At 46.8% G+C, this 23,866-nt stretch carries 26 protein-coding genes and 1 pseudogene; 6 read left to right on the forward strand and 21 right to left on the reverse strand.

All coding sequences use genetic code 11. From position 1 onward, the window contains the following. Window positions 1-89: 89 nt before the first annotated feature. The gene (lexA, locus tag ACFSX3_RS24555) at window positions 90-716 is read left to right on the forward strand and encodes a transcriptional repressor LexA (protein ID WP_036695466.1); all 627 of its coding nucleotides are present in this window, start codon (window positions 90-92) and stop codon (window positions 714-716) included. A gap of 189 nt (window positions 717-905) precedes the next feature. Beyond that, the gene (locus tag ACFSX3_RS24560; RefSeq protein ID WP_209989711.1) at window positions 906-1,244 is read left to right on the forward strand and encodes a L,D-transpeptidase; all 339 of its coding nucleotides are present in this window, start codon (window positions 906-908) and stop codon (window positions 1,242-1,244) included. 97 nt (window positions 1,245-1,341) lie between these two features. Here the strand turns inward: ACFSX3_RS24560 and ACFSX3_RS24565 are convergent, their stop codons facing one another. From ACFSX3_RS24565 to ACFSX3_RS24580, 4 genes are all read right to left on the reverse strand, one after another. After that, window positions 1,342-1,563 carry a hypothetical protein gene (locus tag ACFSX3_RS24565; protein ID WP_209989708.1) on the reverse strand — a complete coding sequence of 74 codons (222 nt, stop codon included), beginning with the start codon at window positions 1,561-1,563 and terminating at the stop codon, window positions 1,342-1,344. Window positions 1,564-1,674: 111 nt separating this feature from the next. Beyond that, window positions 1,675-1,896 carry a hypothetical protein gene (locus ACFSX3_RS24570; RefSeq protein WP_036695469.1) on the reverse strand — a complete coding sequence of 74 codons (222 nt, stop codon included), beginning with the start codon at window positions 1,894-1,896 and terminating at the stop codon, window positions 1,675-1,677. 93 nt (window positions 1,897-1,989) lie between these two features. Next, window positions 1,990-2,352 carry a DUF4359 domain-containing protein gene (locus ACFSX3_RS24575; RefSeq protein WP_209989704.1) on the reverse strand — a complete coding sequence of 121 codons (363 nt, stop codon included), beginning with the start codon at window positions 2,350-2,352 and terminating at the stop codon, window positions 1,990-1,992. Between the two features lie 15 nt (window positions 2,353-2,367). Next, window positions 2,368-2,640 (reverse strand): hypothetical protein, encoded by a 273-nt coding sequence (locus ACFSX3_RS24580; RefSeq protein ID WP_209989701.1) that lies wholly within the window; start codon window positions 2,638-2,640, stop codon window positions 2,368-2,370. 195 nt (window positions 2,641-2,835) lie between these two features. Here ACFSX3_RS24580 and ACFSX3_RS24585 point away from each other — a divergent pair, with 195 nt between their 5' ends. Continuing rightward, window positions 2,836-2,961 (forward strand): hypothetical protein, encoded by a 126-nt coding sequence (locus ACFSX3_RS24585; protein WP_379256440.1) that lies wholly within the window; start codon window positions 2,836-2,838, stop codon window positions 2,959-2,961. Window positions 2,962-3,267: 306 nt separating this feature from the next. Here the strand turns inward: ACFSX3_RS24585 and ACFSX3_RS24590 are convergent, their stop codons facing one another. From ACFSX3_RS24590 to ACFSX3_RS24600, 3 genes are all read right to left on the reverse strand, one after another. Beyond that, window positions 3,268-3,999 carry a hypothetical protein gene (locus tag ACFSX3_RS24590; RefSeq protein WP_209989699.1) on the reverse strand — a complete coding sequence of 244 codons (732 nt, stop codon included), beginning with the start codon at window positions 3,997-3,999 and terminating at the stop codon, window positions 3,268-3,270. Window positions 4,000-4,215: 216 nt separating this feature from the next. Beyond that, window positions 4,216-4,608, reverse strand: coding sequence for a hypothetical protein (locus tag ACFSX3_RS24595; RefSeq protein ID WP_379313364.1), 393 nt, complete (start codon window positions 4,606-4,608; stop codon window positions 4,216-4,218). Continuing rightward, window positions 4,574-5,170: a hypothetical protein gene (locus ACFSX3_RS24600; protein WP_379256438.1), complete on the reverse strand. Its 597-nt coding sequence runs from the start codon at window positions 5,168-5,170 to the stop codon at window positions 4,574-4,576. Before ACFSX3_RS24600 ends, ACFSX3_RS24595 begins: the two co-directional genes overlap by 35 nt. A 921-nt stretch (window positions 5,171-6,091) precedes the next feature. Between ACFSX3_RS24600 and ACFSX3_RS24605 the strand changes: the two genes are divergently transcribed. Both ACFSX3_RS24605 and ACFSX3_RS24610 read left to right on the forward strand, forming a co-directional pair. Beyond that, window positions 6,092-6,361 (forward strand): hypothetical protein, encoded by a 270-nt coding sequence (locus tag ACFSX3_RS24605; protein WP_379256437.1) that lies wholly within the window; start codon window positions 6,092-6,094, stop codon window positions 6,359-6,361. Between the two features lie 250 nt (window positions 6,362-6,611). Beyond that, window positions 6,612-7,271: a hypothetical protein gene (locus ACFSX3_RS24610; protein ID WP_209989692.1), complete on the forward strand. Its 660-nt coding sequence runs from the start codon at window positions 6,612-6,614 to the stop codon at window positions 7,269-7,271. A 463-nt stretch (window positions 7,272-7,734) separates the two neighbouring features. On the opposite strand, the gene ACFSX3_RS24615 is transcribed toward ACFSX3_RS24610, so the two are convergent. After that, a complete protein-coding gene (locus tag ACFSX3_RS24615; RefSeq protein WP_379256436.1) occupies window positions 7,735-8,346 on the reverse strand; it encodes a restriction endonuclease in 612 nt (203 codons plus the stop codon). 381 nt (window positions 8,347-8,727) lie between these two features. Here ACFSX3_RS24615 and ACFSX3_RS24620 point away from each other — a divergent pair, with 381 nt between their 5' ends. Beyond that, window positions 8,728-9,918 carry an AlbA family DNA-binding domain-containing protein gene (locus ACFSX3_RS24620; protein ID WP_209989690.1) on the forward strand — a complete coding sequence of 397 codons (1,191 nt, stop codon included), beginning with the start codon at window positions 8,728-8,730 and terminating at the stop codon, window positions 9,916-9,918. Window positions 9,919-10,109: 191 nt separating this feature from the next. On the opposite strand, the gene terS is transcribed toward ACFSX3_RS24620, so the two are convergent. From terS to hfq, 13 genes and pseudogenes are all read right to left on the reverse strand, one after another. After that, window positions 10,110-10,850 (reverse strand): phage terminase small subunit, encoded by a 741-nt coding sequence (gene terS / locus ACFSX3_RS24625; RefSeq protein WP_209989687.1) that lies wholly within the window; start codon window positions 10,848-10,850, stop codon window positions 10,110-10,112. A gap of 262 nt (window positions 10,851-11,112) precedes the next feature. Beyond that, window positions 11,113-11,663 (reverse strand): annotated as a pseudogene (locus ACFSX3_RS24630) (tyrosine-type recombinase/integrase). Window positions 11,664-11,807: 144 nt separating this feature from the next. Beyond that, complete coding sequence (locus ACFSX3_RS24635; RefSeq protein WP_209989683.1) at window positions 11,808-12,311, reverse strand: hypothetical protein; 504 nt, start codon at window positions 12,309-12,311, stop codon at window positions 11,808-11,810. Window positions 12,312-12,976: 665 nt separating this feature from the next. Then, on the reverse strand, window positions 12,977-14,305 hold the full coding sequence (glnA, locus tag ACFSX3_RS24640) for a type I glutamate--ammonia ligase (RefSeq protein WP_209989681.1): 1,329 nt from the start codon (window positions 14,303-14,305) through the stop codon (window positions 12,977-12,979). 29 nt (window positions 14,306-14,334) lie between these two features. Next, the gene (locus ACFSX3_RS24645; RefSeq protein WP_019910684.1) at window positions 14,335-14,745 is read right to left on the reverse strand and encodes a MerR family transcriptional regulator; all 411 of its coding nucleotides are present in this window, start codon (window positions 14,743-14,745) and stop codon (window positions 14,335-14,337) included. A 260-nt stretch (window positions 14,746-15,005) separates the two neighbouring features. Beyond that, window positions 15,006-15,539, reverse strand: a complete 534-nt coding sequence (locus ACFSX3_RS24650) for an AAA family ATPase (RefSeq protein WP_379256433.1) — start codon at window positions 15,537-15,539, stop codon at window positions 15,006-15,008. Window positions 15,540-15,599: 60 nt separating this feature from the next. After that, the gene (locus ACFSX3_RS24655) at window positions 15,600-16,853 is read right to left on the reverse strand and encodes a methionine gamma-lyase family protein (protein WP_209989678.1); all 1,254 of its coding nucleotides are present in this window, start codon (window positions 16,851-16,853) and stop codon (window positions 15,600-15,602) included. Window positions 16,854-17,029: 176 nt separating this feature from the next. Further along, on the reverse strand, window positions 17,030-18,319 hold the full coding sequence (gene hflX, locus ACFSX3_RS24660; protein WP_209989675.1) for a GTPase HflX: 1,290 nt from the start codon (window positions 18,317-18,319) through the stop codon (window positions 17,030-17,032). Between the two features lie 32 nt (window positions 18,320-18,351). Then, the gene (locus ACFSX3_RS24665; protein ID WP_209989672.1) at window positions 18,352-19,326 is read right to left on the reverse strand and encodes an AAA family ATPase; all 975 of its coding nucleotides are present in this window, start codon (window positions 19,324-19,326) and stop codon (window positions 18,352-18,354) included. 90 nt (window positions 19,327-19,416) lie between these two features. Further along, window positions 19,417-20,073 (reverse strand): YdcF family protein, encoded by a 657-nt coding sequence (locus ACFSX3_RS24670; protein ID WP_209989670.1) that lies wholly within the window; start codon window positions 20,071-20,073, stop codon window positions 19,417-19,419. 3 nt (window positions 20,074-20,076) lie between these two features. Further along, complete coding sequence (locus ACFSX3_RS24675; RefSeq protein ID WP_209989668.1) at window positions 20,077-20,631, reverse strand: DUF402 domain-containing protein; 555 nt, start codon at window positions 20,629-20,631, stop codon at window positions 20,077-20,079. A 188-nt stretch (window positions 20,632-20,819) separates the two neighbouring features. Beyond that, entirely contained in the window at window positions 20,820-23,477 is a 2,658-nt protein-coding gene (locus tag ACFSX3_RS24680; protein ID WP_209989665.1) for a transglycosylase domain-containing protein, read from the reverse strand. A 139-nt stretch (window positions 23,478-23,616) separates the two neighbouring features. Further along, complete coding sequence (hfq, locus tag ACFSX3_RS24685; RefSeq protein ID WP_209989662.1) at window positions 23,617-23,856, reverse strand: RNA chaperone Hfq; 240 nt, start codon at window positions 23,854-23,856, stop codon at window positions 23,617-23,619. Window positions 23,857-23,866 lie beyond the last annotated feature (10 nt).

A 23,866-nucleotide genomic window follows, 5' to 3' on the forward strand; every position in this document is an offset into this window, starting at 1 on the left:
CTTATTTTCCTCATTTTAGAACTTATGTTTGTACGAACGGAAGTTCTATGTTATAATTTTCCCAAACATAGTATATGGGGTTGATTCCGATGTCAAAGATTTCTAGTCGTCAGCTGGCGATCCTGGAATTTATACGTAATGAAGTCCGCAGCAAGGGTTATCCTCCGTCCGTCCGCGAGATTGGCGAGGCTGTCGGCCTGGCCTCCAGCTCTACCGTGCATGGTCACTTGGACCGGCTTGAGAAGAAGGGCCTGATCCGGCGCGACCCTACGAAACCGCGTGCCATTGAGTTACTCGGGCAGGAAGATTCAGAGAATGTGCATCAATTCGTCCAGACCGTCACCCGCATCCCGGTAGTGGGTAAGGTTACAGCTGGTGTTCCTATTACAGCTACAGAGAATATTGAGGATTACTTCCCATTGCCTGCTCATTATGTAGGCGATAACAAGGTATTTATGCTATCTGTCCTTGGTGACAGTATGGTGGATGCCGGAATTATGAACGGGGATTATGTCATCGTGCGCCAGCAGCAGACTGCCGACAACGGCGATATTGTTGTAGCGATGACCGAAGAAGATGAAGCAACTGTTAAGACCTTCTACAAGGAACGGGATCATATCAGGCTGCAGCCGGAGAATCCGGCGTACGAGCCTCTTCGCCTTAACCGCGTTACGATTTTGGGACGGGTCATCGGATTATTCCGCGATATCCACTAATCTACTCCCCGCTTCAGAACAGGCTGCTCCGCACCATGCGAAGCAGCCTGTTTTCTGTTTATTTCACTTAGCGTAGTGGCAAAAAAGCCGTATGCAAACATTTGTTCGCATACGGCTTTTTTGCCACTTTTTCTGTGAACCGCTGTACGGCTCCGCACATATCCTGATATTAAAGGAGTGCTGATCTGTATGCCCAATTATCGAATTATCGTCGATCTGTCACAGCGTATGCTGTACCTGCTGGATAATGACGTTGTCACCAGAGGCTTCCCTGTCGGCATCGGCAAAATGTTAACCGTCTCGCCAGTAGGCGAGTACACCATCATTAACAAGCAGCCCAATCCGGGCGGCCCGTTCGGTGCCTTTTGGATGGGTCTGTCCAAGCCGCATTACGGCATCCACGGAACCAACGACCCGTCCTCCATCGGCCACATGGTCTCTCACGGCTGTATCCGTATGTATAACGCAGATGTTCTGGCTCTGGCCGCCACCGTACCTATCGGCACGCGTGTTACGATTAGAGAATAGACCGCAGCTGCAACCTGCTGCTCCCGGATCTCACGACAAAAACACCCCCGAAGGGGTGTCTTGTTCGCATCATCTCAGCCACCAGGGCGGATACAGATTACAGCAGCACACTCCGTAACAAGCGAATGGCAGCTGTATTCAGGCGAATGGCTTCACGGATGGAGGCTCTGGCCGCCAATAGCTCTCTTCTGGCCCGCGAACCTCTAGGCACACTGCGCAGATTCTCATTGATTTCTTCAAGCCGCTCCAGCAGGATCGCTCTCTGGGTAAGCAGCACATTAATGGCTCTGCGGATTCTGTTGCGTTCTCTTTGGGTCATCTTAACACCTCTTTTACACTTGGATAGTATAAGAGATGCTGAATATACCGTAGAAGATTGTGTGATTCGGCAGTAATGTTAGGAGCAGCGGTTAGCGGGCAGCGAATCTGCTCACTTCTTGTTCAATCGTACCCGGAATTCAAATTCATCGCGTCTATAAGTCATTCCGGCCAGCACTATGTACTCCGGTGTCCATTTCTGTACAGGTCCGGCATAATCAGCAATCACATGCGGTTTGCCATCAACCAGCTGAACGACGTAGACCTGTACCTGTGCCAGTGCGGCAGCGAATAGATCAGCATCACTGGACAGTACTTTATAAGCCGTATTCAACTTCGTTCCTCCTTGTTCCACAACCATGATATAAAGATTCCGCCAACAATCTATTTAATTATACCGGGTTATGGAACAATATGTAAACCAAATTTACAGCTTGATAAAAAGGATTTTGAACAATCCAATATATTTCTTAGTAGCCCCGCCATCCCCGCTAAAAAAATTGGTCTTCTTAAGGTCCGGCACACTGAATACAGAGAATAAAATGTAGTTATCCCTCTCAGTCAATGACTCAACTACAGGCTGGGCTACCAGCTTGGTAATTCCGTCGCCTATTTCCTGATCAAGCGTATTCTCCAGATTCTTTACAGAATATTCACTGAATGCTTCCTTCCCCGGATTCGTAACAGCCATCACAACCAGAACAACAAGGATAAGGACCAGTAACGATTTACCGCCCGATCTTCTGCGGACTCTGCGTGCAGGACTCGGCGTATCATAACGCGAATTCATTCTTTTCCCCCTCAACTACAGAATATACAGCATCTCTTGCAACATGACCCCCAGTGGATTCATCATCATCCGGCACACGAACAGCATCCCATCTACAATTCCACTGCCTCCGATATCCATGCTGCTCCAATCCCACACCGGCTGAGCCGGTGCATCCAGCCCATATTGCTCCATAAGCCTCTCTCGGGTCTCCGCAGGCACAGCCACTCCTTCCGCCCCAGCCACCGGACCTATCAACGCCAGGATGAGCATCAGCGAAAGCATAATCTTATATGTATTCTTCATCATCCACTCCCATATCTCCCACTCGAATTCTCTTCTGGTTAAGTATATAGGAGATGGAATAGTATGTAAAATGATTTGATTTGGAGTTATAATTCCTTTATATTATGATGTAAGGGCTTTGCTCCGTCTCCGTCTTCATCTTCACTCTCTCCCCCACACTAAAAATCGGGAGAGTTTTTTTATTTAGGAGGTAAATGTATGAATGGAAATAAAGTTATCATCATTCTTCTGTCCATATCCATACTGGGTGTACTGCTTTACTTCTTAATAGCTTATGGACTGCTATGGTATGCCTTCCGGTCCTCGGTTCCCATTGAAGAATAATCTAAGAACATCGGGTGATCATTTGAAGAAATATAACAGAACCGAAAAAGTCATTCTTGGAGTGCTGCTTGGCATGACTGCTGTGCTATTTTTGGGAAGCCTGTTTTTTTGGTATGTCTTCAGCACAATATAAAATACCCCCCTCGCGCTCACGGGGGACTGTAAGCCCATATTTATGGCGGCTTTTTGTTTATTCATGGCATAAAAATAGAAGGCAGGAAAAGTTTCCTGACCTTCTGTAATCTTTCATACTTCTATGGATTAATAATATCATTGGTTTTATTCGGTGTTACTACGTATAATTGACTATTCTTCATTAGTAGGGGCTATTAAATCTACAATGGCATCAGGAACGTGATCCCTAACCCCTTCTGGCAACATCTCTCTAGTTAGTGCAACTAATGCACTCATTGTTTTGGGATTACGCTTACGCCAATTCATTGATTTTACTAATAATGATTTAATCCAATTTTCCTTAGTGAGCAGTTGAATTTGTGACTTGAGAAATTCGATTTCTTTATCAACATTATTGAGTTCATTTCTTAATTTTTGTTTGTCCTGAATTTCCTCCTCCAACCTTGCCTCAAATTCTTCTTGAAATTTGTTTAATTTCTCAATCAAGTTTGCTATTTCTTCTCTAGTAAAATCACCTTGGCCAATATCTTTAACTGAATTTTCTAAATCTGATAATTGGCGGTTTACCTCGGCTTTATGTTCCACCAATTCTCTTAATATCGGGGCGGCCTTCGTTTCATCCTCGATATTGTTCAACCACTGGTTAATAGCCGATAATATTCCACCTTTTCCAACAACGACAAGATTCTCGCTTTCTGCCATTTCTCCAGGTTTTCTACTTAAGTTTATTTGATCTCCAGTTTTGAAATATAGCTCAAATTGAGGGTTATATAAATAAGTAATTGTAACGCTTAACCCACCTTTTTGCTCTCTTTTTGTTGATATATCAAAATCTTCGCTTGAAAGATACTTTGAATTAAGCGCAGATTGAAGTTCTTTATGAAATGCCATACTGATTATCATAATCCTATTCTCCATTCATCATCATTTGCTCAATTCTATCAAATGATGAAATGTTAATAAAGCATTATTTGGTAATCAATTGCGCTTTATGGAGACGCTCCAATACTAGGAAGCATCACATGTATATTGCCGTCCGATAGTCACGCCGCCAATTGACGGAACCATGATATGTTCTGGTGTTTCAACCATGAATTCTCCGAACGAGACCACGCTTTTTCATATCATCCTGCTCTCCAAGATCATCTTACCTGTTGAGGTCATACGCCACTTTCTTGTAGCCAGCTGCGAGACTAGAGTATCGTCATCGGGTATCTGCATAACCCCCGGTTCTCCATTAATAAAGTTGGTCAAATTGCTTTCCAAGTCCGTCCTAATAGACCGCCACATCTCCGTGACTAGGTCGGCACAGTAATCATCCAAAGATGATGAACCATTGTTAACCGGCACTACCTCCCAGCCATAACCTTCTTCGTTAATGACTTCGATCAGACGATCCGTTACGCCACCGCCGACACCTGTATCATCGACATTGAACTTTACATGCTCGACCTCTGGATACTGCTGTAACATATCTTTAGCTAATCGAATCGCATTTCCCACCGTGACCATCGTGCTTTCTTTTGAAGTGGCTTTGCTGGCCGACTGTCTTTTTGCCTATACCGGCATACATCGCCGTTTCATCATCACCATAACGGGCAACGTCTACACCGATGACCAGTGTTGTTCCGGTAACCTTGATTTGGACCTCTTTGGCTGCATGTTCCGCAGCTTCAAGCGTTATGAATGTGCCGGCCTCACCTCGTGGAAACTGACCTTGCACACGAACTCGGTAAACGTCACTGCCCTCACCATACTTGCGCTTGAGCATTTCAATATTCTCTTTGCTTGTGCGTGGACTGTCCAGGCATGATACTTGATGCGTCTTGTATATACCTCGGTCTCTATTATGAGAATCAAAAAAGAACCCACTTGTTTTAGTTGGGTTCCCGCACATGAATAGCTTATTAAATTCACCTGATAGCGTACCGAAAATTGCAGCCATGATCCTATCATCTACGCCGGAGGCTTCATCTACAATGAACAGCATGTAATCCTCATGAAACCCCTGCATATTTTCCGGCTTGGTCGCTGTCCTTGCTGTAGCAAACCAGCGCTCCTCATGGTTCTTCATGTAAACCTTTGTTTTGGTCCATTTGAGGATACGTTTGAGGATCGGGCTTTTAGATTGCCACTAACTATCTCTGCCCATAGGACATCGTTTAGTTGCTGCCTTGTAGGTGCTGTACAAACCACTCGGGGATACGGAAAGCAGCATAGGAACCATAACGCTATAGCTGCTTCAAGAGCCGTCTTTCCCACTCCTTGGCCTGATCGAACTGTCACGAAGCGATGATTTGCAATATCACTTGAAACTTCATCTTGCCATTGATCTGGGATAAAGTTAAGGATCTCTTTAAAGAACGTTTTCGGGCTCTTTCGATAAATCGGTATCCTTTGTTTGAAAGCTATCATTCTTTTTGTAATACTCTCCGTCTTATGCATTACAAATGCCCCCCAATTGTTCACTCTAAAATTAATCTTAGGATCTACTTATATTTTAGCATCCACTAACTTTGGCATTACTGCGTTCTCTGTCCATGCTACATTTCCACCTCCCAAAGAAAATCCATGCATAGAACGTACTTTTATTGAATACAATAAGATTGTTTCACAATAACTAAATCAGGAGGTAGACCACCATGAAGGAGACTTATATTTCCTTTGGGTTTTTGGGAATTTGGGTAACAATCATGTTGGTCAGACCTTAGTGTCTGACCGGTTAGGAAGGGGTGATCTCCCCTACCTAACCGGTTAATAAATAAATATAAAAAAATCATCGATTTTCAACAAAAAAGAGCCTATGAACGGCTCTTTTTTCATATTTATTCATTAAATCTCATTCATCTGTAGTTAATTCAGCAGATGTGCTAAGGCTTCATCATCCCAGCGGCCAGACACTTTGTTCAGGAGCAAGGTTCAGCAACCGCCCCGCTCCGGGTTCGAGTTGACTACTGATACGGTCCTGCTCATATACTAGGACTTTATACCGCTAATGACCACCGACCATGTTACCAGTCTGCTCATTCCAAACGATTGGGTCAACGTAGCCAAATTCGTCCAGGCTGCGGCGAAGCTTCTCATACTCTGGGTCTCCTGGTTGAAGGCAGATGCGGGGATTATAGACAGCTGCATTGAGCTGCTCAATTGGCATAATTCTAATGTCTACTTAACCCACTCCTTAAAAATAATTTCAATGCTCTCAACCAAATTCACCTATGCAGCGATAGTTAAGGTGACAATATTGGAGGGGAGCGAAATTTGATGTTTACGATAATTCTGAGTACGACTCCGACTATCTGTAATGCACTAGCAGCGTTTTACTTGTTTAAAACAACTGTAGTAAAATCCAAGCGTTTGAGATGAGCAAAAAGGGCAACCTTGTTGGTTAGCCCTTTTTTTGATTTGAGTCGTTTTTTTCTCTACGACAGGATGGATCTTACCCATAAGTCTCCATCCATAATTTTTAATACTGATGTTAATACTAAGTTCAAATATCAAAAGGAGTTGAAATCATGGCAGGTTTTTTACCAAAAATATCCATTCCTAACGTTTCTCTTCCTAACATCCCTGTCCCTAACATCCCTGTTCCCGACTTCAAAGTTCCCGACTTCAAAGTTCCTGACTTCAAAGTTCCCGACTTCAAAGTTCCCGACTTCAAAGTTCCCGACTTCAAAGTTCCCGACTTCAAAGTTCCTGAGTTTCCCACGACAGGATATGAAACTAATAAGTTTGATTTAAAAGCCCAAGTCGAAAGTGGACCTCCTCCATGGAATGTCGCTTGGGCTGATGACATTACAGAACAGGATGCAATGATAGGGATTGTTTCTGTAGGTGTTTCCATTTTTGCCGAGAACCCGGCTCCTTTTTATCTCTGGATTGAAAACTTGATTAACCGTACAGTTTCTTCGTTATTACAAAGCGGTGAAAATTTCCCTAATGCTATAATAAATCAAGCTAAAGAACTTGCTGCAAATGCGATAAGACAGGCTATATCCGGAAATAATCCTATTGAAGTATTTCAGAACTATGACACTGTAGATTTTAAAGCAGGTGCCATAAAATATTCAGGAAGGAATCTCCTACTTGGTCAGACAGCTTCACCAACGTTCGGATTAAAACCATATGTCGCATTTCGATGGAGAGCAAGTGGCATTCCTGTTTATTATTATTGATATTATTTAATTTTCCGGGAAAAATTTAATCAATTCCAGATTTCTTCATATTAATTTGACATTTAATGCTTAAACAAAACTGCGAAGAACCTTCTTACCTGCCCCAGATACACTGTTTACACTTCTGCGGTTGCTGGGGCAGGCCAATATAATGGATTCGTTTTTTATTCATTGCTACTTTAACTCCTTATTTACATAATAAAAAGCCGCCCAATAATGAGCGACTTCGGAATATGTATACAGTTACGCCGTGCATTGAGCAGGTCCAGATCAGTGGCGTCCGCTCCGCATCCGCAGCAAATGCGCTGCGCTCTTTGCTTAAAATCTTTACGGACTTTGTAACAAAGGCGGACAAGACCATTTTACAGAGCCGATGAAATAAGAGTCAATGATACCATCGGTGAATATAGGTCTTGAGCACATCTATTCACATATCATACTGTTTATTTCTCACTATTTCGCGTTAAGCGCTCGTCTTAGCTTTATTGGCTTTTTTTACAGCTGTTATCTTCTCTCTCATTTGCAGAAGCATTTCAATAAGCTCTTCACGGCCAATGAGACGCACATTATTTGATTTTGCTAGCTTGTAAGCCTGCTCAGTATAATCTCTGTTCGTTACAACCCAAGCAGCTGAGGCACCGTAATGTGAAACTGCCCCACGAACCTCTTGTACTGCCTTCAGACCGACATTTTTGCTGTACCGCTTAGCTTGGACAACAATTCGTTTTCCGTCTTTTGCTAGGACCAGATCGGCACCGTAATCACAGGCTGCTTGAGTAACCTCAGCTTTGTATCCTTGAGATCGGAACAAATGACCAAGGTACTGCTCAAACTGCACGCCTTCCATTTTATCAATCTCAGCAATACCAGATTTCTTTAAGCGTTCGGCCCGCTTCTGCCCTATCACAATCATCAATGCAACTACAACAGCCACACCGATAGCCGCTCCAACTATAGCGCCCTGTAAGGTTTTGGTAAAATAGTATCCTCCGAGTGCTAGTCCCATTGCTGCTAAGCCAGCCAATCCCTGAAAAAACTCTTCTTCTTGTTTTGCCTTACTCTTTCTTCTTGCCACTTGAAACCCCTCCGCGAGTATGATCGTATAGGTCTGTATTCGTCACAAAGGAAGGAATTCCCTCTTTTGGTGTCGAACTTTAGTCCTACAAATAACGGAGGTGACTATACTTATGGATAGAGTGAGCGAAGCTTTTAAACCAGTCATATTAAAAATGCTTTTTGGTGGTGCATCAATAGCCATGATCTTCAAGCTACTTCAAATGTTTTCTTAGAAAAAGCGAGAGGAGGTACTCCCCGGATAAGCGCCGCAAGTGCGGCCGTACGTGTCACTCTCTTCTAATTTCCACAGTACAAATATATCATGTTAAAAGCCTAATAGACGGTCATTGTGCGGTCAAATTCCGGTCAAAAAACGGTCATGATAAAAGGGGGAACTGAAATGAGTTTAATGCATAAAACAATAGAACAAATAAATGAGGACGATTTAATATATTTAAAAGAGTCCGAAGTACAGGAAAGTAGGGTAATTGAATACAAAGAAATGCTCCCCTCCGATCAAGAAGAGGCGAAAAAAGAATTTCTAGCCGATGTCTCTTCATTTGCTAATGCTGGCGGAGGGGATATTTTATTTGGAGTTTCAGCGACTAAAGGTGTACCTACTAGTTTTCCTGGCTTAGACATTGATGATATTGATTCAGTTATTTTAAAGTACGAAAATTTAATTCGAACAGGCGTAGAGCCGAGAATTTTCGGCATTCAAACTCAAGCAATTCCTCTTTCTAATAAAAATATTATTTTAGTTATACGAATCCCAAATAGCTTTAACTCTCCACATATGATGACCTTAAAAAAAAGCCAGAAATTTTTCACCCGAAATTCTGCTGGAAAACATCAGATGGACATAACAGAAATTCGTTCAAGTTTTCTTAACACTTCTGTCATGTCTCATCGAATAAGAGATTTCCAGGCTGAACGAAATTCATTAATACAAATAAACGAGGCTAGTGTTTCGCTCTTAAATAATTCCTGCTTTATTACTTTACACCTTATTCCCTACAATGCTTGGGGAAATCAGCTGTATGACTTAACTAGATTTCATCAAGAACCAACGACTCTCCCTCCTTTATACGGATCAATAAGTGACTTTAGATTTAATCTTGAGGGATTCGTAACATTCTCAAAATTTTCTGTTAATGAACATCCGCATTCGTATGTACAAATTTTCCGCAATGGCATTATTGAAGCAGTAGATAAAGGCATGATTAAAGTAGATAGCAAGAAAAATCTAATTCCTTCTGTTGCTTTTGAAAAGAATATAATTGAAAAATTAAATAGATATTTTATAGAACTTAAAAATCTTCGCATTGTCCCTCCAGTAGTATTGCTGCTTTCAGTAAATGGAATTAAAAATTTCAAACTTGCTGTGTCCCCTGAAATTTGGGGTCCTGATAATGATGGATTCACAAAAAACAACATTCTTTTACCCGAAGTAATTTTCGAAACTTTCCCTGAGAATCCATATGCTTTAGCGAGATCCCTTAAGCCTTTGTTTGATACGTTTTGGAATGCTGGCGGTTGGTCAAAATCTATGAATTACGATGAACAAGGTGAATGGAATCCAGGTCAATAAAAAAAAGGGGGGTATCCTCCCCTTTTTTAAATTACATCAACTAATACTTCTAATCCTAATGCACAGGCCAATATATAAATCGCCCTTGAGTTGACTCGCCGGTACTTCCGCTCAATCATTCAAAGTTTCCAACTCAGTATCGAATTATATTCATGCTCATAATTTCGTAGTTAAAACATTCCTATCAATCTTTATTTAGCGTCCCCTTCAGCAGTAACTGCTTCAACCCAATTTTCTATTAGATCATCCTCAGAATCTCCGCCTCCGTTTTTGAGTTTCTCAATTTCAAGTCGTGTCTTCTCAATCTCAATTTTCATACGTTCCAGCTTCAGGCGGCGCTCATCTTTTTCTGGAGCAATCTCAATGAACTGCTTTATTGCTGATCTGAGTTCCTTCATGACGGTAGCCTCTGCTTTTATGTCGCTATTGTACTTATCCCAGGCTTGTTGATACTCCCACTCTTGCTCGGTTCCAAACATGCCGGGCTTTTTCTTTTTAAGAACCTTTGTAACATCGTCCTTATCCTTAACATGCGTGATACGGCGTCCCCAAATAAGCCGTTGATACAGACTAATTACGTTTTCCCAGAGCATATCTGCCGGACTCATGGTTTCAACAATCTCGCGGATCTCCATGAACTCAGGGTCCTGAGGCATGAACTTACTAAAAAACCCATGCTTGAGCGCCTTCTGATTTCCTTCAGGCCCACCCTTACCGCCTTTGTTCCCCTTTGCATTTTGGTTGCCCTTCTTAGCTCCTCGCGGTCTGCCAGATGCCGGTATTTCATCCCATTGATCAGTGCTTTTCCACCTACGAACCATTGAAGGGTTGATCCCAAGGTCTGCCGCGATTTCAGTGGATTTTTTCTGCCGCCCACTCTTCAACCACATCTTCAGCGCCTTTTCACGATCCGGGCTTTTCTCTCTTGTCAACTAACTTCACCTCGGCCTTACTGCGTATTTGAGTTGGACCCTCATTTTAAAGGTCTAAATAGGTCAAACGTTACTAATGAAAATAAGCCTCAGATTGAACTCAGGCTTTGGCTGCTTGCTGTATTCTACTAATATTTGTTAATTGAATTCACTTTAATATATATTGTATGTCATTCGTAAAGTACGGATTTTCATTGATGTGATTTGTTTTGTTCTTTACTCCCTCAAATGAATTCATCATGACCCTATTGTAGTACATTCGTTAGAGTTCAAAGTCCTCTAAAGCATCGTCTAGGGTATCCTGTAGTAGCCCTACATACCTCAGAGTCACCTTTTCCTCCGAATGATTGAAGTGATCCATTAGTAACGCTATGTCCTTCGTTTCGAGGTACAATCTATAACCGAATATCTTCCTCATGGAGTGCGTACCGATCTCTTCAAGATTATGCTCTTTGGCAGCGCCTCTAATAATTTTGTACGCCATGTTTGGTGTGATCGGATATGCCTTTCCTCTTTTACGCTTCCTGCTGGGAAACAAATATTCAAAATCGGCTTTTTCTTTGATGTAGGCATCGAGTGCTTTCCGAAGTGATTTACGAATATGCACACTCTTTACTTTCTTTGTCTTTTTTCGGTTATTGTAATGTGAGTACCTTTTACATCTCGGACTGTAAGTGGAAGTATGTCTGATATGCGAAATCCTGTATTGATTCCAACAAAGAAGATGATGAAGTCACGAATATTTTTGAAATATAAGTATTTCTTTATAGCATCTAGTTTTTGGGGATCTCGTATTGGTTGTACGAACTTCATTTCATCACCTCCAATATAGTGTTAAGGAAAACTTTCCTGAGCAAAAGAAAAAGCGCTTCAGTGGGCGCTCTTGGTAAAGAGGGATTTGTTATATGTACAATGTATCAATTATTTGATTCTGTAGTGCTGCGGATTTATTTAGTGTCAATCAACCGCTCTCAACGGTGGATTATAAGCAATGAGATCTTCGCCACTTTCGTAGGTGTTTGAATACTCTTGGCTTTTACTCTTTAATCTCCTTAAAACGGATCTCTTTAACTTATATTTCCTACCCAAAGAATCCTCAACGTAGAGCGCCCTGAGTCTCATATGAAAAATATGAGGTGCCTCTTTATAAAAAAGTATAGAATCCATTGGACTTATGGTTTCTGAATTGCCAACATCCGCTAGTGAAAAATACCCCCTCCCCTCACTCATGTTAATTGTCCCTGAAATACTCTTCACTCGTAATGGTTTATCTGTTAGATTAATCAATTTGTATTCAACAAAATCACCAGCATACGGGCTTTCTTCCGTCCCTCTTAAATAAACAATTCTACATTCCAATTTAAGTCTTCGTTTATTGAGTCTCCAAGTTAAGACATTCCACGCAAAAGTTGATGTAGCTATTATTGCAGCATATATTGCTATGTACTCAGTTGTTTTCATCAAATCACCTCTATCCAAAGATTAGCAGAACATCGCTATATCGTCAGTAAAAATGGCGTTCAGTCCTCGACTGTTTTTATAATGTCAGAAACTTATTAGCACGTCCAGACCGATACGTTCTCGATCCATATCTTTAGCCACTGAGATTCACGGTCGCCAGGAAGTGGTAGGCATGAGCTGCGGGGTGATATGCCCGTCACAGATTACCGCAACCAGATATGTAATAGTAAGAAGGCCCTCGCCTCAATATCTTTATTATATTTGGGACTCATGCTGGTACACTACGGAATTCACGCCATATTATGTTGTTGGGCAAAAAACTTCTCCAGTTATCTACCCGTCACAGTTGTTGAGTTATCTTAATCGATTTCACCATCTTTCTTCCTACCCAGTCCATAATCGATTGTTACGAAGTCCAAATCACCACTGAATATCAGCGTACTCGCCAGTGAAGCAATGACGTCATCTCTAGTCTGTTGATAGAGCATGTAGCTAAATATTTTCAAGAGATATTCGGGTCACGGAAGTGTGCAAAGCACTTCAGACTTCTACACTCACAAATATGGTAACCTTGTGATAATGTCCTCTTTTATCATAACTCCCCCTCAACTTCCCACAAATACAAAAAAGCCCCCAGCGCGTATAGCGCCAAGGGCTGCTGTATCCTAGTAAAGCGTCATGTACTGATCTCTTTCCCACTCGTGGACCTGGGTGCGGTAGATATCCCATTCGATTTCCTTCAGCTCGTAGAAGTGGGCCAAGGCATGTTCGCCTAGGGCTTCGGTGATCACGTGGCTGCGGATCATTTCGTTCAGGGCTTCCTTCAGATCGGACGGCAGGCTTGGAATGCCTTCTTCAATCCGCTCTTCTTCGGACATGACATAGATGTTACGGTCAATCGGCGCTGGAAGATCCAGCTTACGCTTGATTCCATCGAGACCTGCCTTCAACATTACAGCCAGTGCAAGGTACGGGTTAGCCGCCGGGTCCGGATTACGAACCTCAACGCGTGTACTAAGCCCTCTCGAAGCCGGAATACGGATCATCGGGCTGCGATTGCTTGCAGACCATGCAACATAGCAAGGTGCTTCATAACCTGGAACCAGACGTTTGTAAGAGTTAACCGTCGGGTTGGTGATTGCAGCAAAAGCACGTGCGTGCTTCAGAATCCCTGCCATGTAATAACGGGCTGTCTTGCTAAGACCCAGTTTATCGCTCTCATCGTAGAACATATTCTCGCTGCCATTGAACAGGGATTGGTGGGCGTGCATACCCGATCCGTTCATGCCGAACAAAGGCTTAGGCATAAAGGTTGCATGCAGGCCGTGATGACGGGCTATCGTCTTCACGACAAGCTTAAAGGTCTGAATCTGATCCGCTGCCTTGATGGCATCGGCGTATTTGAAGTCAATCTCATGCTGGCCGGAAGCCACTTCATGGTGGGAAGCTTCAACCTCAAAGCCCATTTCCTCCAATGTCAACACGATCTCACGACGGCAGTTCTCCCCAAGATCCATCGGCGCCAAATCGAAATATCCACCCTGGTCATTCAGCTCAGTGGTCGGATTGCCCTTCTCATCAGTTCTGAACAGGAAGAATTCCGGCTCAGGTCCAACGTTCATAGCAGTGAAGCCCATTTCTTCCGCTTCCTGCAGACAACGTTTGAGGATACCGCGCGGATCTCCGGCAAACGGTGTTCCGTCCGGCATGTACACATCACAAATCAAACGTGCTACACGGCTGTCTGTCACCCAAGGGAAGATTACCCAAGTGCTCAGGTCCGGAAACAGATACATGTCGGATTCTTCAATCCGCACATAACCTTCGATGGAAGAGCCATCGAACATCATTTTATTGTCGAGTGCTTTTTCAAGCTGGCTTACTGGAATCTCAACATTCTTGATCGTTCCCAGCAAATCGGTGAATTGCAGGCGAATAAACCGGACGTTCTCGTCCTTGGAAATGCGCAGAATATCCTCTTTAGTAAAGCTCACGTTACCCTCTCCCTTTCAACAGCTCTATATTATTTATTAAAAAACCGGGATAGCTCACCTTGGATTAGAGACACTTGTCCCGGTCTTTTACCGGAAACCAGCTCCTGCTTCAGCAGACGGTGAAGCTGCGAATCAGACAACTCTCTACGTCTCACCTCTGTGTCAGGGGTAATAACCGTAGCTTCTTCAGATTCCTTCGAGACAGGATTCATCACCTGCTTGATGCCGGCAATATTTACACCCTTCTCAATCAACGCCTTGATCTCAAGCAGACGTTCGACATCATTAAAAGAGAACAAACGCTGGTTGCCGGAGGTACGCGCAGGTACGATCAGGCTGTGCTGCTCATAATAACGAATTTGTCTGGCAGATAGATCAGTTAACTTCATTACGATTCCAATAGGGAATAATGCCATATTTCTGCGGATTTCATCACCCATGACTCATCCAACCTTCCAATGATCTTTTTCTCATCTCATTGTACATTTCCTAATATGGCGTGTCAATGGTATGTGAGTTTTTCTCACAAGATTTCTTTCACCCATTGTGAGATTAAGAGATTAAAGTGCCAGATGCATGGGATCAGGCTCCCCGAAGTATATCACATAGAGCAATCCTCACGCAAAATCACAGGCTGCTGCAAAGGCTGCGGCAAGCCTGTATTCGACATCACAGTCCCGGTATCCCGCTTCATGTCATGTTATGCTTCAATGACCCATTCCCCTTCTCCCGCCGGCGTCTCGAATCCGTTCAGGAAACGGGTCAGAATCTCCTCGGTAATGGTGAATGCCGCATTGGCGTCAAAGCGAGCGCTGCGGATGCGGAGCCTTCGGCGCAGCTCTTCCGGCTCTACCTTCAGGTGAACCAAAACCCACTGCCCGCCGTGCTGCTCGATCAGCTGTTTGTATTCGTCGCGTCTTCGCTGCTGCCAGAAACTGAAATCAACCACGACATGGCGCTTTCCGGCAAGCAGCTCTATTAGCTCCTTACGCAGCTTGCGTTCCGACTGCTCTTTGAAGGATTCATAAGCCTCTTCCGGGTAATCAAGGCCATAACGGCCATGGGTACTCCAGATATCCTCATCGATGGACAGCCGGGCGAATCCCTCCTGCTCCAGCTTGAGCGCAAAGGTCGTCTTGCCCGATCCCGCTACTCCACACATCATTACAGCGACGGCAGCTTCATTGTCCTGCTTTCTCTGGAGTAAGTTTTCAATAGCTGCTGCTTCCTGCAAGGTCTACTCTCCTCTCCAAGCCTGACATATGAACATAACGGCTTCTATGCCGCACAGATGCTACAGCAGCTTGCGCTCCCTCATGCTCTGCAGAGCCATTAACACCCCGTATTTTACATGGGAGTAAGTTAGTCCACCTTGCATATACCCGATATACGGAGCACGGATCGGCGCGTCCGCAGACAGTTCCAGACTTCCGCCCTGGATGAATGTCCCGGCAGCCATGATGACTGGATGTTCATATCCGGGCATGTCCCAAGGCTCAGGCACGACATGGCTGTCTACCGCTGCTGCGCGCTGAATACCTTGTACGAAGGCAATCAGATGCTCGGGTCCGTCAAAAGCCACCGCCTGGATCAGATCCGTGCGCGGTTCATGCCAGGCAGGCTTGGTGGTGAAGCCGCAGCGCTGGAATACCGCCGATGCGAAGATACTTCCCTTCACAGCCTGTCCCACCGTATGTGGAGCCATGAATAGACCTTGATACAAGCCGCGCGTCGTGCCGAGCATCGCTCCTACCTCCCCGCCGATTCCTGGTGCTGTCAGGCGGTAGGCCGCCAGTTCCACCAGCTCTGCGCGGCCGCAGATATAACCGCCGGTCTCGGCGATTCCGCCGCCGGGATTCTTGATCAGCGAACCGGCCACCAGATCAGCGCCTACCTGCGGCGGCTCCAGTGTCTCGGTGAATTCTCCATAACAGTTATCCACGAATACGATGACATCCGGTTTAATGGCTTTTACCCGTGCTGCCATCTCGCCAATCTCAGCGACCGTGAAGGACGAACGCCAGTCATAGCCGCGTGAACGCTGGATTCCGATGACCTTGGTCTTGTCGCTGATCGCCAAAGCGACTTCATCCCAGTCAACCTTCCCCTCTTCTGTCAGCGCAGTCTCACGGTAGCCGATGCCGAAATCCGCCAGAGAGCCAGTCCCATCCCCCGGCTTGCCAACTACCTTATGCAGCGTATCATAGGGGCGTCCTGTAATGTACAGAAGCTCATCTCCAGGCCGTAGCACACCGAACAGAGCTGTAGATATTGTATGAGTTCCTGAAGCGAAATGCGGCCGGACTAGCGCAGCTTCCGCACCGAATACTTCGGCATAGACCAGATCCAGCACCTCGCGCCCCCGGTCATTGTAGGCATATCCGGTAGAACCCGCGAAGTGAAAATCACTCACATGCTGACGCTGGAAGGCTTCGATCACCTTCCACTGATTATGATCCACAATCCGGTCCAGCGCCTTAACCGCACCTTCGATTTCAAGCTCTGCAGCTTCCGCTGCCTGTAATAAATCCTCTGCAAATCCTGCCATGTCCCCTTCATCTCTCCTAACATTCCTGTATAATGATGTTCCGCTTCTGCATCAGGGAAAACCCGCACAGCAAAGCCTGCCTGGATCAATATCCGAAGCAGACTGTTGCAATGCGGGGCTATGAATGCTTCATTTCTAACCAGCCAAGTAAGCTCCAAACGGGGTCAGATAAGCAATTATTGCGGCTCCACGAATTCAGCCAGCTTGTAGCTCCATTTATCATAATCCTCTTTATTCAGCCTCACGTTGTAGAGCACATCGCTGCCGTCGTAATTCTGTTCAAGCACCTCGCCCACCCGGTAGAGCAGAGAGGACAGATCCCCCCGGTCTCCGGGAATGCGGAAGATTAGAGTATCCCCGGCCAGCTGATCGCTGATGATCTCTGTGATCCGTGAGAGGTCGTCCTCATTAAAAGCACTGATCTTCAGGAAGCCCTCACCGGTCGGGAGCATTTCCAGTTGCTCCGGCTGACACAGGTCGGACTTGTTGAACAGAACGATCTGCGGTTTGCCTGCCGCGCCCAGATCCTGCAGAATCGTCTGAACGACCTGCATCTGTTCCTCACGCATCGGAGATGAGGCATCCACCACATGCAGCACCAGATTGGCTTCATTCACTTCCTCCAGGGTAGCGCGGAAGGAGGCTACGAGATCATGCGGCAGATTCTGAATGAAGCCGACGGTGTCCGTAAGCACGACCTCCTTGCCGCCTGGAAGCTGAAGCACACGTGAGGTAGGATCAAGGGTTGCGAACAGCTGGTTCTCGATGTACACATCGGCATCGGTCAGCTGCTTCAGCAGCGTGGATTTGCCGGCGTTGGTATAGCCAACAAGCGCCACCTGAACCGCACCGCTCTTGCGGCGGTTTTCGCGGTGCAGCCCTCGGGTCTTAACCACCTCGTCCAGATGGCGCTTCAGCTCGGTAATCCGGTCACGGATATGCCGGCGGTCCGTCTCCAGCTTGCTCTCTCCGGGACCTCTCGTACCGATTCCGCCTCCCTGACGCGACAGATTCTTGCCTTGCCCGGACAGGCGCGGCAGCAGATAAGACAACTGGGCCAGCTCCACCTGGATGATCCCTTCCCGGGTCTTCGCGCGTCCGGCGAAGATATCGAGAATCAGCTGCGTACGGTCAATGATTTTGAGATCCAGCGCCTCTTCCAGATTGCGTACCTGCGCCCCGGACAGCTCCTGATCGAAGATGGCGGTATTCGCGCCAAGCCCGTCAGCGGCCATGCGAAGCTCTTCCACCTTGCCTTTACCGATAAACCATCTCGAATCCGGGGTCTCCTTATTCTGCCGCAGTACATCCAGCACCTCTACCCCGGCAGTCTCGGCTAATTGTACCAGTTCCTGAAGCGAAAGCTCTGGATCTATGCCCGTGCGTTTAATTTTGTCCGTAACCAGACTGACAAGGATCGCGCGGTCCTGCATTTCGGTCTCTGTATCATGTGTTGTAATTGCCATTCATTCCATGCTCCTTATCTATTCTTCCTATACTATCCTTTGAAATCCTCAATCCGCAGCGTCATCAGCTCCTGCTTGCCCGGACTTGTGCTCTCATATTGGTTCAGTAACCGTACAGCCTGTGCACGTACAGCCTTCTCAATACTATTGCGTACAAACCTTGCATTGCTGAAAGCGTGCAGACTCTCTGTCTTCTCCGTAAGCAAATGCTGCTTAAGTCTGAGTATGGCCTGCGGCATCAAAATATAATCACGGTCCTTGGCCATCAGCTCGGCAATCTGCAGCAGCTGGTCGATGGTATAATCGGGAAATTCTACCTGGATCGGAAACCGCGAGGGCAGACCCGGATTGCTCATCAGAAAATAATCAATCTCGCCGGAATACCCGGCCAGAATCAGTACAAACTGGCTGCGGTGGTCCTCCATCGATTTCACTAATGTATCGATGGCCTCCTTGCCGAAATCCTTGTCTCCGCCGCGGGCCAGACTGTAAGCTTCATCGATAAAAAGAATGCCGCCGAGCGCTTTTTTAACCAGATCCCGCGTCTTCTGGGCCGTATGTCCGATATATTCGCCTACCAGATCAGCGCGCTCTACTTCGATCAGATGCCCTTTGCTGAGCACACCCATCCGCTGGAACAACTTCGCCACAATCCGGGCAACCGTGGTTTTGCCTGTCCCCGGATTGCCCTTGAATACCATATGGTAGGCCTGGCCTCCGGTGGCAAGTCCGGCTTCACTGCGCATCTGGGCCACCTGCAGCAGGGCATAGATCTCGAAGACCAGCTCTTTGATGTTATCCAGACCTACAAGTGCATCCAGTTCCCGGCTCAGCTCCTGGAACAGTCCGCTGTGACTGCCGGTCTTGGGAGTTGCCGTGCCGCCAACGCTATCAGCCGGCAAGCCGGACACCGGGGCCGGAGCCTGATTATTCAGCACAATATTAATCTGCCTGGACGGTCTGCGTTCTTCCCGTCCACTGCTTGCCGCCGCTACATGTCCGTTCACCTAGTTCACCTCATTATACAGGTCTGACTTGCTCTAACCAGTCTATTCCAGTATAAAAGGCGTTATTAGCAGTTTTGGAAATTAGCAGATTTACAGCGACAGCTCCTGGAATTTCCATTTGGTATAGGCCAGGATTTCGCGGGGCTTATACTTAAGCATCGACATCACTTTAGACTCCGTCACACCAAGCTCAGGGTTCTTATACCCCAGCTTACGCGCAATCTCCAAGGCGCGGCGGCCATGGAAATCATGGGTAATTACGACGGCTGAAGACAATCCTTCCTGCTGCATGACTGTCTTACTGAAGAGAAGGTTCTCGTAAGTGCTGGTAGACTGGTCCTCCAGATTGATCAACTTGTCCGGTACTCCATGGGCAACCAGATACCTCTTCATGCCTTCGGCTTCTGTGTACTTATACTCCGGCTGATCCAGCCCTCCGGAGACGACAAAATGGCTGAATGCACCAGATTTATACAGCTCAAGCGCATAATCCAGCCTTTCCTTCAGCCCCGGACTCGGTTCATCCCCCCACATCGACATCCCCAGAATGACTCCGGCGTCCGCCTTCACCATAGGCGTGGTGGTATCTGCACTGTTAATTCTGTTAAAGGCCACTCCGCACCAGATGAATCCAGCCACAATCAGTACCAGCAGCGAAACCGTCAGTACCCTCTTCGTACGATGTTGGCGCTTGCGCGACACTTTGCGGATCGGGGATGAACCCCGTTGATAGACATACCAATCCATGATCTACTTCCTCCTAAATTCTCCATGATGAAACAATTCGGCACGATGCTTCAGTGAAAGGGAGAAATACGGAAAGGCATGAGCGTCTATTGCACGCAGTATTGCATTGGCTGTCGACCAGGCTAACTGATAATCACTGTCCGTGATATCCTCCCGTTCCAGCGCTTCCTCCAGCTCATCCTCATCCAGCAAGAACACTTCACCGTTCCACAGCACTACAACATCCAGATACAGATCATCGAACCAGGGAACCCCTTGATCGGTCACGCCCTGGACCTTGCAGGTGTCGATATACCACTGCACAATATTTTGCCGTTCATCAAACATGGCCGTCACAATATAGTTACCGTCCTTGGGAAAATACTGCAGCCATGAATATCCCTTGTCCGCTATGCGGTATGTATGCCTGCCGTAACTCTTCCATAGCGGCTCTTTCAGCCCGTATATGGTGTAGAGTGTGATATAACCGCTGAATTCCCGGGTCTCCACATAGCGGCAGGCAAAATGGCGGCGGGTAATCCTGCGCCAATTGGCCCGGTCTCCGAATTTACGTTTCATATGAATAACCCTCTTCTGATAATGTTGCCTTCAGCTTAACACATTTTGCAGAGACACTCAAAACAAGTGTTACCGGCATTACGGCAAAAAGCTGAAGAAAACCCCGACCTCCGGCAATTCTGCATAGCGCAGAGCTCCCGGAGCTGTCAGGGTTATCGTTAATGCTATGAATTTGACTTCATGTCAGTCTAATGCACATTGCCGGGTCCTTCGACAAAACCGCTGCCCGGATCACTTGCCGGATCGGTTCCGGCATTCGGGTCAGGGATGATTCCGGGATCGACAGTACCGCTCGTCGCCTCCGGTGCCGGTGTCGCTAACGGCTCTGGCGTGGCTGGCGCAGGCGGCGGTGTCATCTCAGGCGGGGATGTGGCTGCTCCGCTGCCGTTATCCCCTCCTTGGCCATTGCCGTTATTACCTGGACCGTGATTGCCTGGACCATTATTACCTGATCCGTTATTCCCAGGTCCATTGTCTGGCGGATTGCCGCCGTTCTCTCCATTTCCCGAATTGCCGCCGTTATCGGGGTTATCCGTAGGCAGATTCGGGTCAGGTGTCACCTCTGGCTCTGGAGTCTGAAGCTCATCCTGGACAGACACTGTTACAGTCCCGGACGGCTCGCTCTCCTGGTCAAGCTCCTGATAATACGCGGTAACATAATATTCGTAAGACAGTCCCGGCATCGCACTGATGTCCCCGATATTCGAAGCCATAGTGTTCATGAGCGGGGTGAAGTCTGCTTCAGACGTCTCGCGGCGGTAAATACGGTATTCTACACCGCTGGCCGCAGCAGGATTCCAGCTCATATTGACCGTCATCGTGGATGGATCATACGCAGCCTGGAAGCCCGTTACTGCCGATACCGCTTCAGGCGTCGGCGTAGCCTCTACCTCTACAGCAGCGCCCTTCGGTACCGGGAACTGCTTGGCAGGTACACCTTCGAGCGCCTTCTCCATGACCTTGCCCCAGAAGGCAGCGGCCAGCGGACTGCTGTTCTTCAGCAGATGGGTCTTGCTCGGCTTGTCGTAGCCCATCCATACCGCTGCCGTCCATTCCGGCGTATAGCCGACGAACCAGACATCACGGTTCGAGCTGATGCCCTTATATCCGCTTTGTGTTGTACCGGTCTTACCGGCTACCGGACGGTTAATTTTTGCTTTTTTACCTGTACCGTCCTGTACAACACGTTGCATCATCTCTGTCATCTGATAAGCCGTCTGTTCACTCATTACACGGTCTGGCTTGGTGTTTGCCTTGTAGACAGTCTTATCATCAGCATCAGCTATAGACTTGATGGCATATGCCTCCCGCAGCTCTCCGCCATTGGCAAAGGCACTGTAGGCCTGGGCCATCTCCAGCGTATTCGTCCCTTTACTCATGCCCCCGAGGGCAAGAGACAGGTTCTTGTCTTCATCCTTCAGATCGATGCCCAGCTTCTTAGCGAACTGGAAGCCGGTATTCACACCGATCTCATTCAGCAGCCAGACTGCCGGAATATTCTCCGACTTCGTCAGCGCATCGCTCATACTGATCGACTTCGAGTATCCGTGCAGGTTGTTCGGACAATATTTGCCGAAGCACTGCTTCTCATTGCTCAGCATGGAATCATTCGTGAATTTGCCGGATTCCAGTGCCGGTGCATAGGATACCAGGGGCTTGAAGGCAGACCCCGGTGAGCGGCGGCTGCCGTCGATCCGGCTGTAGCCTTTTTTCTCATAATTACGTCCGCCCATCAAGGCTACAACGCTGCCGTTCTCCTGATTCACAATGGTCATCGAGCCTTGTACCAGCTCATCGTCCACACTTTTCTCAAAGTTATCACTATCGGCAAAAGCATCCTCAATCGTCTCCTGGGCATGCTTATCCATGGTTGTATAAATCTTGTACCCGCCGATGTTGAGATCATCCTCGGTCAGCCCGAATTTGTCCTCAGCCTCACCAATCGCATAATCAATGAATGCCTGGTAACGCTGCTTCTTTTCAGGCGGCTTGTAGTTGTAATCCACGACCTTAGCCTCGTCCATTTGCTCCTTGGTAATCTTTTTCTGATCATACATCAGCTGAAGCACAACACCGCGGCGTTCCTTCGACAGCTCGGGATTGCGCAGCGGATTGTAGCGGGAAGGCCCCTTAGGCATTGCAGCCAGCGTAGCCATTTCCCACAGCTTGAGATCTTTCAGATTCTCCTTGCCGAAGTATCGGATGGAAGCGGCCTTGATCCCATAGATGGTTCCGCCGAAAGGAATCCGGTTCAGGTACATCTTAATGATGTCTTCTTTGGTTTCGTTTTTCTCGAGTGCTACAGCAATCGAAACCTCGGTCGCTTTGCGGAAAAAGGTCTTATCCCGGGTCAGGAAGATATTCTTCGCCAGCTGCTGGGTGATCGTACTCCCGCCTTCAACCATGCTGCGTGCCGCAATATCCTTGACAGCCGCGCGTCCAATGGACCAGAGATCCACCCCGTTGTGCTCGAAGAACCGTTTATCCTCGGTCGCCACAAACGCGGTAATCAGCAGCTCGGGAATATCCTGGTATTCCACCGGATCACTCTTCTCCAACGACAGCTCGCCGATCAGATTGCGGTTCCGGTCAAAGATCTGCGTCGGCGGATTCACCGTCAGCTTGTCCCTGTTCTCATCTAGCAGCTTCTGCCCGTTCAGCATGATGAACAAGTAACCGCCCAGCGCACAAAAAATAGCCAGCGCAACTGAAAAAAACAAACTCCACAGCACACGTTTTTTGGTTAAGAATCTTTTCTTTTTTTTCTTCGGCTTCCCTTGAGAGCTTGGCGGCTGACTTCCTCTGTTTCTATTGCCGCCGCTCCGGGTTAGTTGGTCTCTGGACATGCTGCCTCCTGACTCCCTTAACGGAAAAAACATAAATGATGTTCACGAATGAAAAGAACAACCTTCTCAGGTTGCTCTCTCGCACTCTCTATTCAAACGATTTATAAACAAAAAGGTTTCGCTTCAAGACGGTAAAATCTTAATTCTCGCTATTGTTCTCCTGCATCAGTGATACGCTTCGTTGCGGAGTAAACGTGGAAATCGCATGCTTGTACACCATCTGCTGGCGTCCGTCACTGTCGATGACAATGGTGAAGTTGTCGAAGGCTTTGATAATTCCCCGGATTTGAAATCCGTTGGTCAAATATACTGTGGCAGGGATATTCTCTTTGCGCAGCTGGTTCAAGAACGTATCTTGAATGTTAATGGACTTGTTCATATGACGTACC

Origin of the sequence: Paenibacillus rhizoplanae (assembly GCF_042684125.1) — a bacterium.
GTDB lineage: Bacteria > Bacillota > Bacilli > Paenibacillales > Paenibacillaceae > Paenibacillus_AQ > Paenibacillus_AQ rhizoplanae.

Coding starts and splice junctions, on each gene's coding strand:
- ACFSX3_RS24620 (WP_209989690.1), top strand. CDS start 8,728: ATGAGTTTAATGCATAAAACAATAGAACAAATAAATGAGGACGATTTA.
- hflX (WP_209989675.1), bottom strand. CDS start 18,319: ATGGCAATTACAACACATGATACAGAGACCGAAATGCAGGACCGCGCG.
- ACFSX3_RS24595 (WP_379313364.1), bottom strand. CDS start 4,608: ATGGTCACGGTGGGAAATGCGATTCGATTAGCTAAAGATATGTTACAG.
- ACFSX3_RS24565 (WP_209989708.1), bottom strand. CDS start 1,563: ATGACCCAAAGAGAACGCAACAGAATCCGCAGAGCCATTAATGTGCTG.
- hfq (WP_209989662.1), bottom strand. CDS start 23,856: ATGAACAAGTCCATTAACATTCAAGATACGTTCTTGAACCAGCTGCGC.
- ACFSX3_RS24635 (WP_209989683.1), bottom strand. CDS start 12,311: ATGAAAACAACTGAGTACATAGCAATATATGCTGCAATAATAGCTACA.
- ACFSX3_RS24675 (WP_209989668.1), bottom strand. CDS start 20,631: ATGAAACGTAAATTCGGAGACCGGGCCAATTGGCGCAGGATTACCCGC.
- ACFSX3_RS24560 (WP_209989711.1), top strand. CDS start 906: ATGCCCAATTATCGAATTATCGTCGATCTGTCACAGCGTATGCTGTAC.
- ACFSX3_RS24680 (WP_209989665.1), bottom strand. CDS start 23,477: ATGTCCAGAGACCAACTAACCCGGAGCGGCGGCAATAGAAACAGAGGA.
- ACFSX3_RS24610 (WP_209989692.1), top strand. CDS start 6,612: ATGGCAGGTTTTTTACCAAAAATATCCATTCCTAACGTTTCTCTTCCT.
- ACFSX3_RS24670 (WP_209989670.1), bottom strand. CDS start 20,073: ATGGATTGGTATGTCTATCAACGGGGTTCATCCCCGATCCGCAAAGTG.
- ACFSX3_RS24590 (WP_209989699.1), bottom strand. CDS start 3,999: ATGATAATCAGTATGGCATTTCATAAAGAACTTCAATCTGCGCTTAAT.
- ACFSX3_RS24600 (WP_379256438.1), bottom strand. CDS start 5,170: ATGAAGAACCATGAGGAGCGCTGGTTTGCTACAGCAAGGACAGCGACC.
- ACFSX3_RS24655 (WP_209989678.1), bottom strand. CDS start 16,853: ATGGCAGGATTTGCAGAGGATTTATTACAGGCAGCGGAAGCTGCAGAG.
- ACFSX3_RS24605 (WP_379256437.1), top strand. CDS start 6,092: ATGACCACCGACCATGTTACCAGTCTGCTCATTCCAAACGATTGGGTC.
- lexA (WP_036695466.1), top strand. CDS start 90: ATGTCAAAGATTTCTAGTCGTCAGCTGGCGATCCTGGAATTTATACGT.
- ACFSX3_RS24575 (WP_209989704.1), bottom strand. CDS start 2,352: ATGAATTCGCGTTATGATACGCCGAGTCCTGCACGCAGAGTCCGCAGA.
- ACFSX3_RS24645 (WP_019910684.1), bottom strand. CDS start 14,745: ATGGGTGATGAAATCCGCAGAAATATGGCATTATTCCCTATTGGAATC.
- ACFSX3_RS24585 (WP_379256440.1), top strand. CDS start 2,836: ATGAATGGAAATAAAGTTATCATCATTCTTCTGTCCATATCCATACTG.
- ACFSX3_RS24580 (WP_209989701.1), bottom strand. CDS start 2,640: ATGATGAAGAATACATATAAGATTATGCTTTCGCTGATGCTCATCCTG.